Source organism: Thermoanaerobaculia bacterium, from assembly GCA_035717485.1.
In the GTDB taxonomy this organism is placed as follows: domain Bacteria; phylum Acidobacteriota; class Thermoanaerobaculia; order UBA5066; family DATFVB01; genus DATFVB01.
In genome coordinates this window covers 26,750-37,328 of sequence record DASTIQ010000039.1, presented here as the reverse complement: position 1 = coordinate 37,328, position 10,579 = coordinate 26,750, and the positions used below count along the sequence as shown (strand labels likewise).

Annotated in this window: 7 protein-coding genes; all 7 read left to right on the top strand. The window is 68.6% G+C overall.

The window, feature by feature from the left end:
• Window positions 1-717: hypothetical protein (locus VFS34_02100; protein ID HET9793226.1), on the top strand; the 717-nt coding region annotated here is incomplete at its 5' end.
• Between the two features lie 35 nt (window positions 718-752).
• Window positions 753-2,390, top strand: coding sequence for a LysM peptidoglycan-binding domain-containing protein (locus VFS34_02095; protein HET9793225.1), 1,638 nt, complete (start codon window positions 753-755; stop codon window positions 2,388-2,390).
• A gap of 105 nt (window positions 2,391-2,495) precedes the next feature.
• Window positions 2,496-4,034 (top strand): YifB family Mg chelatase-like AAA ATPase, encoded by a 1,539-nt coding sequence (locus VFS34_02090; GenBank protein ID HET9793224.1) that lies wholly within the window; start codon window positions 2,496-2,498, stop codon window positions 4,032-4,034.
• A 153-nt stretch (window positions 4,035-4,187) separates the two neighbouring features.
• Entirely contained in the window at window positions 4,188-5,045 is an 858-nt protein-coding gene (locus tag VFS34_02085) for a peptidoglycan DD-metalloendopeptidase family protein (protein ID HET9793223.1), read from the top strand.
• 343 nt (window positions 5,046-5,388) lie between these two features.
• Window positions 5,389-8,172, top strand: coding sequence for a preprotein translocase subunit SecA (gene secA, locus VFS34_02080; GenBank protein ID HET9793222.1), 2,784 nt, complete (start codon window positions 5,389-5,391; stop codon window positions 8,170-8,172).
• Window positions 8,169-9,683, top strand: a complete 1,515-nt coding sequence (gene guaB / locus VFS34_02075; protein HET9793221.1) for an IMP dehydrogenase — start codon at window positions 8,169-8,171, stop codon at window positions 9,681-9,683. Before secA ends, guaB begins: the two co-directional genes overlap by 4 nt.
• A gap of 92 nt (window positions 9,684-9,775) precedes the next feature.
• Window positions 9,776-10,552, top strand: coding sequence for a diguanylate cyclase (locus VFS34_02070; GenBank protein HET9793220.1), 777 nt, complete (start codon window positions 9,776-9,778; stop codon window positions 10,550-10,552).
• Window positions 10,553-10,579: the final 27 nt, after the last annotated feature.

The window sequence follows — 10,579 nt, the reverse complement described above, 5'->3', positions numbered from 1 at the left end:
CGCCCGGCGGAAGCCCCGCGGCCCTCGGCCGCTCCGGCGCCGGTCCCCGCCCCCGCGGCGCCCCCGCCGCCCGCGGAAGAAGCGCGCGTCTCGCTCTCCGACCTCCGCGCCGACGCCGAGGCGGCCGCGACGGCCCTCGCGGAGCAGATCGATTCGGACGCGCTGTTCGAGAACGCCGAGGCGATCGACGAGATGCCTCCCGCCGCCCCGCCTCCCCCCGTCTCGCCGGAATTCCTCGCCGAAGCCCGGGAGGAGCCGGCCGAGCCGCCGCGCCGAGCCGCGGCCGCGCCCGCCGCCGCCGACGACGCGGTCCAGGTCGACTTCGAGCAGGCCGCCGCCCCTGCGGCCGCCGACGTCGTCAAGCACGTGAAGGTGAGGTCGAACGTCGACATCCTTTCGGAGCTCGAAAAGCTGCGGAAGAACGCGACCCTGAAGCCGATGCCGTCGGCGCCCCGGACGCGCACCGGGTCGAGCCTCTCGATCGACGATCTCCTCTCGACCGGCCTCAACCACCGCAAGGAAGTCCAGAAGCTCTACGAGATCGAGGTCCGGAAGAAGGACTTGACGCGCGCCGGCCGGCTCGTGTTCGCGGTGCAGCTGGACGACGGACGGAACAAGACGCTCGGCGAAGAGCGTCGGTACGAGATCGAGCTCTCGGACATGCACGACATCGAGAAGCTCCTCGTCTCCCTGAAGCTCCACGTCACCGGAAAATGATTGACGCGCCGGCGGCCGTCTGCTAAATAGTTAAAATGCTCCCCTCCGGAAAGCCCCTTCTCTCCGTTTCCGCATTCGCCCTTTTCGTGCTCTCCTGCTCGCAGGCGCCGCGGCCGCGCGCCGTCGTCCCCGCGCCGGCGGCCCCGGAGAGCGCTCCGCCTTCCGCGATCGACCGCTCGACCGAGCTCTTCTACTCGGGGAAGCAGGCCGCGCTCTCGGGCGACTTCGACTGCGCGGAGGCCCAGTTCCAGCTCGCCCTGAACGCGATCATCCCCCCCGGCGCGGCTCGCCCCTCCTCTCCCGAGGTCGAAGAATTCTCGGCCTCTCTCTACGACTCGATCCAGCGCTACGAGGCGATGGCGCCATCCTCCGCCGCCGACCCCGACGCGGCCGAGCCGCGCGGCCTTCCGGACGAGCTCCAGGGAGTGTCCGGGCAGACCTCGGAGGCCGACCTGCAGCGGGCGCGGGAAGCGGTCACCACCGACGAACGCGCGGGCACCTTCGACATCCCGATCACGGTCAACGACTCCGTGCTCTCGATGATCGCGAGCTTTTCGTCCCGGGAAACGGTGCGCGAGCGCTTCTCCGAGGGGCTCGTCCGCGCCGGCCGCTACATGCCGATGATCCGGGAGGTTTTCCGGAAGGCGGGGCTGCCGACCGACCTCGCCTACGTCGCGATGATCGAATCGTCCTTCAAGACGCGAGCCCGCTCCCGCGCCCGGGCGCAGGGAGTCTGGCAGTTCATCGCGCCGACGGGGCGCCGTTACGGCCTGCGGAGCACGCGGATCGTCGACGAGCGTTCGGACCCGATCAAGGCGACGGAGGCCGCGGCCGGCTATTTCCGCGACCTCTACGATCTCTTCGGCGACTGGTACCTCGCCATGGCGGCCTACGATTCCGGCGAGGGGCGCGTGGCCCGCGCGATCGCGCGCGCCGGCACGGACAATTACTGGGAGCTCTGCCGCCTCGGCGCGCTTCCCCGCGAAACCCGCCTGTACGTCCCTTCGGTCATCGCCGCCGCGCTCATCGACAAGAATCAGGAGCATTACGGATTCAAGGTCGATCCCGAATCCCCGATCGACTTCGAGACGGCGAAGCTCGAGAAGCCGGTCGATCTGCGGCAGGTCGCGCGAGCCTCGGGAGTCGCCTACGACGACCTCGCGGAGCTCAATCCCGAGCTTCGGACGTTCGTCACGCCGCGCGAGAGCTCGGGCTATCTCCTGCGCGTTCCCCGCGGGTTCGCCGCCGCCGTCGAGAAGAAGGCCGGAGAGCTCCCGGAAGCCGCCGTTCCCGTCCTTCGCCAGCACCGCGTCCGGAAGGGGGAAACGCTCGCGCGGCTCGCGCGGCGCTACGGCGTTTCCGAAGCGTCGCTCGCCGAAGCCAACGACCTTCCCCGCGGGCCGCGGCTCGCTCCGCGCCGGACGCTCGTGATCCCCGACCGGGAGCCCGGCGCGTACGCGGTCCGAAAGAGCCGCAAGGAGCGAAAGAGCGCCGACGACGCGGGAACGAAGGGACTCTCGCGAGTCCACTACCGGGTCCGGCGCGGAGACACCCTCTTCTCGATCGCGACGCGGCACCACACCACGGTCGACAAGCTGCGCGAATGGAACCGTCTCGGCGACGGCGCGGCGATCCGGCCGGGGGAACGGCTGGCCGTCGCGGAGAGCCGCTAGAAGTTCGGCGCGTCCCCGTTTGAAACGCGCGCCGCGGCGCGCTATCCTCTTCCGGTCCTCGTCATCCGAACGCGGCTCTTCCTCCGCCTCCCGGAGGAGCCGGTCATGCTTTCTCGAATCCATTCCGCCGCGATCGACGGGGCCGAGGCGCGCATCCTCGACGTCGAAGCGGACGTTTCCCACGGCCTGCCGTCGTTCTCGATCGTCGGCCTGCCCGATGCCGCCGTCAAGGAAAGCCGCGATCGCGTCCGCGCCGCGCTTCGAAACTGCGGCTTCGACTTTCCGCCCCGGGCCGTGACCGTGAATCTCGCTCCGGCGGACTGGCGCAAGGAGGGGTCGGCGCTCGATCTCGCCGTCGCGGCCGCGCTCCTCTCGACCGCGGGAGTCCTGCCCGCCGGCGGGACGCGGCGCGTGCTCGTCGGCGAGCTCGCCCTCGACGGCGCCCTGCGGCCGGTCCGGGGCGCGCTCGCGATCGCCGCCGCCGCCGCCGACGAGGGATTCCAGGAGGTCCTCCTGCCGCAGGAGAACGCGAGCGAGGCCGCCGCGGTCGGCCGGATCGCGTCGATCGGAGCGCCCTCCCTGCTCGCGGCGATCGCCCACCTGCGCGGCGAGCAGACGATCGCGCCGGCGCCCGCGGACCCGAACGACTTCGCCCCCTCGCGGTTCGCCGACGACTTTTCCGACATCGCCGGCCAGCCGGTCGCCCGCCGGGCCCTCGAGATCTCGGCGGCGGGAAGCCACAACATTCTCCTGTTCGGTCCGCCCGGCGCCGGCAAGACGATGCTCGCCCGCCGCCTCACGTCGATCCTTCCTCCCTGGAGCCGCGACGAGGCGATCGAAGCGACGAGGGTGCATTCGATCGCGGGACTCCTGCCGCCGGGTCGCGGGTTGCTGCCGGAACGGCCGTTTCGGGCTCCGCACCACAGCGTGTCCTACGCCGGGCTCGTCGGAGGCGGCGCCCATCCGCGCCCCGGCGAAGCCTCCCTCGCTCACCGGGGCGTCCTCTTCCTGGACGAGCTCCCTGAATTCCGCCGGGATGCCCTGGAGGTCGTCCGCCAGCCGCTCGAGGAGAAGAGGGTCACGATCGCCCGGGCCTCGGGAGCGAGCGTCTTCCCCGCCGATTTCCAGCTGATCGCCGCAATGAATCCCTGCCCCTGCGGCTATCTGGGAGACCCGCGCCGAGCCTGCCGCTGCTCCCGATACGAGATCGAACGCTACCGGTCGAAGCTCTCCGGCCCGCTCCTCGACCGGATCGATCTCCACGTGCGCGTCCCGGCGGTGCCGTTTCGCGACCTGGCCGCGGCCGGCTCCTCGGAGCCGTCTTCCGCGATCCGGACGCGCGTCGTCCGGGCCCGGGCGCGGGCCCGCGCCCGCTCCACGAAGCGGGCGGCGATATCGTGCAATGCCGCCATCCCGGGATCGCTCGTCCGCAAGATCGCCCGGCCCACCGACGAAGCGCTCGCGATCCTGGAGTTCGCCTCGCGGAAGATCGGACTCTCCGCCCGCGCGATCCACCGCGCGCTCCGCGTGGGGCTCACGATCGCCGATCTCGCGGGCGCCGACCGGGTCGAGGCGCCGCACGCGGCCGAGGCGATCGGCTACCGGGGGCTCGACAGGGCCGTTCTGGACGGCCTGTCCGGATGACCGGGGAAGGCGCGGAACGCTCGGGGCGAATCGCCTAAGTGGCTGACTTGCATGGAGATCGTGCGATCGGTTTTCGGTTGACTCGATTCGATCGGGAGATATACTGCCGGAACTTTCCCGGAAACCCCGGATCCCCGGAGGCCACCAGCGACGATGGGACGGAAGTACAACACGATCATCTTCGTGCCTCACGCCCGGGCGAAGTTCCGGAAGCTCCGCGTGGCTTCCTCTCTCCTCTGGACCGCCGGCAGCTCCCTCGCCGCTCTCCTCGTGATCGCGGCGACCTTCACCACGCTCTACTTCCTGTCGGTTCGAAAGGATCGCGAGTACCGCGCCGCCCTGCTCGAGAACGAGCGGCTGAAGAGCTCGGCGGAGAAGATGACGACCCGCCTGGCGCAGCTCTCCCGCAAGCTCGACGACTTCGAAGAGCGCACCCGAAAGCTCGCGATCGTCGCGGGGCTGCCGGCGCTCGCCGATGCGGGGCGCGGCGGAACCGGCGGCGCCCTCCCCGCGGGCGAGAACGGCGCCTTCGACCTCCGGGACCGCGGCCGCTCACTCGACGAGCGGCTGATCGGGCTCGAGAAGAAGCTCGCGCAGCAGAACGCCCTCCTCTCCAACACCCCCTCGATCGAGCCGGTTCCGGGCCTCATCACCTGCGGCTTCGGCGAGCGGAGCGATCCGTTCACCGAGGAGCCGGCGTTCCACACGGGCATCGACATCTCGAGTCCCCGCGGGCATTCGATCGTCGTCTCGGCCGACGGGACCGTCGTGAAAGCGGGGTGGGTCAACGGCTACGGGCGCTGCGTGGAGGTCGCTCACGGCCTGGGGCTTCGGACGCTCTATGGCCATCTCGACGAGATCCAGGTCTTCGAGGGACAGCACGTCTCGCGAGGTCAGGCGATCGGCGTCGTCGGGACGACCGGACGTTCGACGGGGCCGCACCTGCACTACGAGGTCCGGCTGGACAACCGGGCCGTCAATCCCCTGCCTTACATCCTCGACGCAAGGTAGAAAGAGGCGCGCCTCGCCGCGCCTGAGGGTCTTTGCCTTTGGCGGCTCGCTGCTGCCGAGGCCGCGGGAACTGCGATTTACCTGAATTCGAACGATCGGATGATGCGCTCGAATTCCTCGTTCATTTGACCGAAAGAATTCTCGCTGAACGTCCCCGTGATCGTCACGACGACATCAGGCGATTTCTGAAACTGGCAGACGACCATTCCTGGGCCCGCCGGGATCTCCCGCCGCTCGCGAATGTGAACCGGGCGGCCCGTCCCGCGGCCGCCGGCTCGATGCATGGAAGCGCCGCTAACTGTGGCGGAATCTATTTGATAGACTAATCGTTTACATAGCGCGCATGCTGAATATCGAGAAACTCTTCACCAAGATCACCGGGACGCAGGGAGAGCGCGACATCAAGCGCCTCCGCCCCCGGATCGAGCGGATCAACGCCATGGAACCGCAGATCGCGGCGATGTCCGACGACGAGATGCGCGCCCGGATCGCCCGGTTCCGCGACGAGGTCCGGGAGAAGCTCGGCGATCTCCCCGGCGGCATCGAACGGGAGGTCCGTTTCCAGCGTCGGGCCCGGATCGACGAGGTGCTCGATCCGTACGCCGAAGAGACTTTCGCCCTGGTCCGCGAAGCGGCCAAGCGGACCCTCGGCCAGCGGCACTACGACGTCCAGCTGATCGGAGGCTTCGTCCTCCACGAGGGGAAGATCGCCGAGATGCGGACCGGCGAGGGAAAAACGCTCGTCGCGACCCTTCCGTCGGCCCTGAACGCCCTCACCGGCCGCGGGGTGCACGTCGTGACCGTCAACGACTACCTCGCCCGCCGCGACGCCGACTGGATGGGCCGGGTTCATCGCTTCCTCGGGCTCACCGTCGGATGCATCCAGAACTCCCTCTCCGATCCCGAGCGCCAGGTCGCGTACGGCTGCGACATCACTTACGGCACGAACAACGAATTCGGCTTCGACTACCTCCGCGACAACATGAAGTTCGACCTCGCCTCGATGGTGCAGCCGGGGTACAACTTCGCGATCGTCGACGAGGTGGACTCGATCCTGATCGACGAAGCGCGGACGCCGCTCATCATCTCGGGACCTTCCGAGGAGTCTCCGGATCTCTACTATCGGGCCAACCGCGTGATCCCGCGCCTCACGAAGGGGACGGAGGAGCAGGACAAGGACGGGCGCAAGTACATGACCGGCGACTACGTCGTCGACGAAAAGACCCACACCGCGGTCCTGACCGAGGAAGGCGTCGCGAAGGCGGAGGAAATCGTCGGGGTCGAGAACCTCTACGACATGCGCAACGTCGAGATGCTCCACGCCGTCGAACAGGCCCTCAAGGCGCACACGCTCTACCGGAAGGACGTCGAATACGTCGTCAAGGAAGGGCAGGTCCTGATCGTCGACGAGTTCACGGGGCGGATCCTCCCCGGCCGCCGGTGGTCGGACGGCCTCCACCAGGCGGTCGAGGCGAAGGAAGGCGTGCGGATCGAGAAGGAGAACCAGACCCTCGCGACGATCACGCTCCAGAACTACTTCCGGATGTACGACAAGCTCGCCGGGATGACGGGCACCGCCGACACGGAAGCGGACGAGTTCCACGAGATCTACGGACTCGCCGTTTCGGTCATTCCGACCCACCGCCCGATGATCCGCCTCGACAACCAGGACACGATCTACCGCACCGAGCCGGAGAAGTTCGAGGCGATCGCGGACACCGTGAAGGACCTCCACGAGAAGCGGCAGCCGGTTCTCGTCGGAACGGTATCGATCGAGAAGTCGGAGCGGCTCTCGAATCTCCTGAAGCGGCGCGGCGTCCCGCACGTCGTGCTGAACGCGAAGTTCCACGAGCGCGAGGCCGAAATCGTCGCCCAGGCCGGCCGCGCCGGCTCGGTGACGATCGCGACGAACATGGCGGGCCGCGGCACGGACATCATCCTCGGCGGAAACCCCGAGGCGATGGCGCAGCACCGGGCGAAGGAGGCGGAGAACGCCGAAGCCTTCGAGAAGCTCAGGAGCGAGCTCGCCGCGAAATGCGCCGAAGAACAGAAGGAGGTCCTCTCGAAGGGGGGCCTCTTCATTCTGGGGACCGAGCGGCACGAGTCCCGGCGCATCGACAACCAGCTCCGCGGGCGTTCCGGGCGGCAGGGCGATCCCGGCGAATCCCGCTTCTTCCTCTCGCTCGAGGACGACCTGATGCGGATCTTCGCGTCGGACCGCCTCTCCAGCATCATGAAGCGCCTCGGCATGGAGGAAGGCGTTCCCCTCGAGCACAAGATGGTCTCGCGGGCGATCGAGCGCGCGCAGAAGCAGGTCGAAGCGCGGAACTTCGAAAGCCGCAAGCACCTTCTCGAGTACGACGACGTGATGAACAAGCAGCGGGAAGCGATCTACAAGCTTCGCCGCGACATCCTCGAGGGGAAGGAGGGCCGCGACTACGTCCTCTCGCTCCGCGACACGGTCGTCGACTACCTGCTCGACCGCTGCTGCCCCGAGGAGAAGGACCCGCGCGACTGGGACGTCGACGCGTTGCGCGTCGAGCTCCGCGAATATTTCGGACTCGATCTGGAGAAGGAAGGGGTCGACCCGGCGGCGCTTTCCCGGCGCGAGCTCCTCACCGCGGTGACCGAGAAGACCGACGCGATCTACGACGCCAAGGAGAAGCTGCTCGGCGACGAATCGATGCGGAGCCACGAGCGCTACGTGATGATGCAGGTCGTCGATCAGCTCTGGAAGGACCACCTGCTCGCGATCGATCACCTGAAGGAAGGGATCGGCCTCCGGGGCTACGGCCAGAAGGACCCCCTCGTCGAGTACAAGAAGGAGTCCTTCGAGCTGTTCACGGTGCTGAAGGAACGCATCGAAGACCAGATCGTCAAGTACCTCTTCCGGCTCCAGCCCGTGCCCGTGCCCGACGAGGCGGAGGCGGAGGAAGCGCCCTCTCCGGCGTCCGTGCCGCGCCGGCCTCCGCCGCGGAACGTCACCTATTCCCACGGTCCGGGAACGGAAGCCGTGGAGACGGTCCACCGCACCGAACCGAAGGTCGGCCGCAACGATCCGTGCCCGTGCGGCTCCGGAAAGAAATACAAGAAATGCCACGGGGCGCCGGTCGGGGTGAACGCATGACCGACGCGGGCGGCGCCGACCGCGACGTTCCCTTCGCGCTCACGTTCGACGACGTCCTCCTGCTGCCCGCGCATTCGACGATCCATCCGCGCGAGGCGGACCTCCGAACCCGGATCACGTCGAAGATCGGGCTGAACATCCCCATCGTCTCCGCGGCGATGGACACGGTCACCGAATCGCGGCTCGCGATCGCGATGGCCCAGCAGGGCGGGCTCGGCGTCGTCCACAAGAACCTCTCGATCGAGTCGCAGGCGGCCGAGGTCGACAAGGTCAAACGCTCCGAGTCGGGAATGATCGTCGACCCGGTGACGTGCCATCCGGAGCAGCCGATCCACGAGGCGCTCGCGGTGATGCGGAAATACAAGATTTCCGGCGTCCCGATCGTGGATCATGCCGGAAAGCTCGTCGGGATCCTGACGAACCGGGATCTGCGGTTCGAGACGAAGCTGGACAACCCGATCTCCTCGCGGATGACGAAGGAAAATCTGATCACGACCCCCGTCGGCACCTCGCTCGAGACCGCCAAGGAGCTCCTCCACCAGCACCGGATCGAGAAGCTCCTCGTCGTGGATCGCCAGGGGAATCTCAAGGGACTGATCACCGTCAAGGACATCCAGAAGCAGATCAAGTACCCGAACGCCTGCAAGGACCGGCTCGGCCGCCTGCGCGTCGCGGCGGCGGTCGGCGTCGCGGCCGACCTGCTCGATCGGGCCGCGGCGCTGATCCGCGCGCAGGCGGACCTCCTCGTCCTCGACTCCTCGCACGGCCACAGCCAGGGAGTTCTCGACGCGCTCGCGGACCTCAAGCGGAAGTTTCCCGAGACGCCGGTCGTGGCCGGCAACGTCGCCACGTACGAAGGCGCCCGGGACCTCGTCCGGCTGGGGGCGGACGCCGTCAAGGTCGGAATCGGGCCGGGGTCGATCTGCACGACGCGCGTCGTGACGGGCGCCGGCGTCCCGCAGATCCACGCGATCCGGGAATGCGCGCGCGCGGTCGCCGGCAGCGAAGTCCCGCTGATCGCCGACGGCGGCATCAAGTATTCCGGCGACATCACGAAGGCGATCGCCGCCGGCGCGCACGTCGTGATGATCGGATCCCTCTTCGCGGGAACGGAGGAGTCTCCCGGGGAGACGATCCTCTACCAGGGACGGACGTTCAAGGCCTACCGCGGCATGGGATCGCTCGCGGCCATGAAGGCGGGCTCCTCCGACCGGTACTTCCAGGACACGTCCGACGAGAGCTTCGCCGGGGAGAACGGCGGAGGATCCACCCTGTCGAAGCTCGTTCCGGAAGGGATCGAAGGGATGGTCCCGTTCAAGGGGTCGCTGTCGGGCCTCGTGCATCAGCTCACGGGCGGGCTCCGGAGCGGGATGGGCCTCACGGGATCGAAGGACATCGAGGCCCTCCGCACGAATGCGAGGTTCATCCGGATCTCGGCGGCCGGCCTCAAGGAATCGCACGCCCACGACGTGGTCGTCACCAAGGAAGCGCCGAACTACCGCGTCGATTGAGTCGGGAGACCCGCCGGGACGCGCCGGTCGGGGCGGGTCCGTGGTTCGAATTCATCTTTCGCGGCCGTCCGGCCGCGTTCAGAATCTGGACGATGGCCGATTTGCGCGAACCCTCGGATCGCGAGGAATCCGAAGGCCCCCGCCGTTCCGCCAGGGCGAACTTCGCGCTGGCGGGCGCGGCGCTCGGATGGGTGGTTCCGGCGGCCGCGCTGCTCGCGAGAGTCCTGATCGGGAAGGTCGCCTGGCGCGTCGAGATCCGGGAGCACGCGTTCTTCTATGCGTTCGCGTTCGCCGCGACGACCGTTCTGCTCGCGCTCTTCGGGGCCGTCGCCGGATCGCGGATCGACAGGGTCCGCCGCCGGCGCGACTGGTACCGCAACAAGTCCCGCCACGACGACCTGACCGGATTCCTCGTCCCCTCCGCGTTCCGTCAGGCTCTCTCGCACGTCATCGACGAGGCGCGCGCGGAACAGGCCCCGATCGCGCTGCTGCTCCTCGCCGTCGACGGCGCGGCCGGGTCGGAGGCGGAGCACGGGAGCGGACTGACGAAATCGATCCTCCTGCATCTCGCCGCGGCCGTGCGGCGAATCGCTCCCCCGGACGCGATCCTGGCGCGGTGGGGAGGGCTGGAGATCGCGATCCTCCTGCCGAGCGCCCAATTCCGGCTCGACGAGCTCCCCCAGAAGCTCTGCGAGCAGATCGCGGAGCGGCCCGTGTTCGACGCCGGCTCGCGCATCTTCTGCAAGGCCAGGGTGGGCGGGTACTACGGGGTTCCGGTCCTGTCCGCCGATCGCATCGTCCTGCAGGCGCAGGACGCCCTCGCGGAGGTCTATCGCAAGGGCGGCCGCATCCGGATCGGCGTCGCCTGAGAGACCGCGACGAGCCGGCGAACGGGA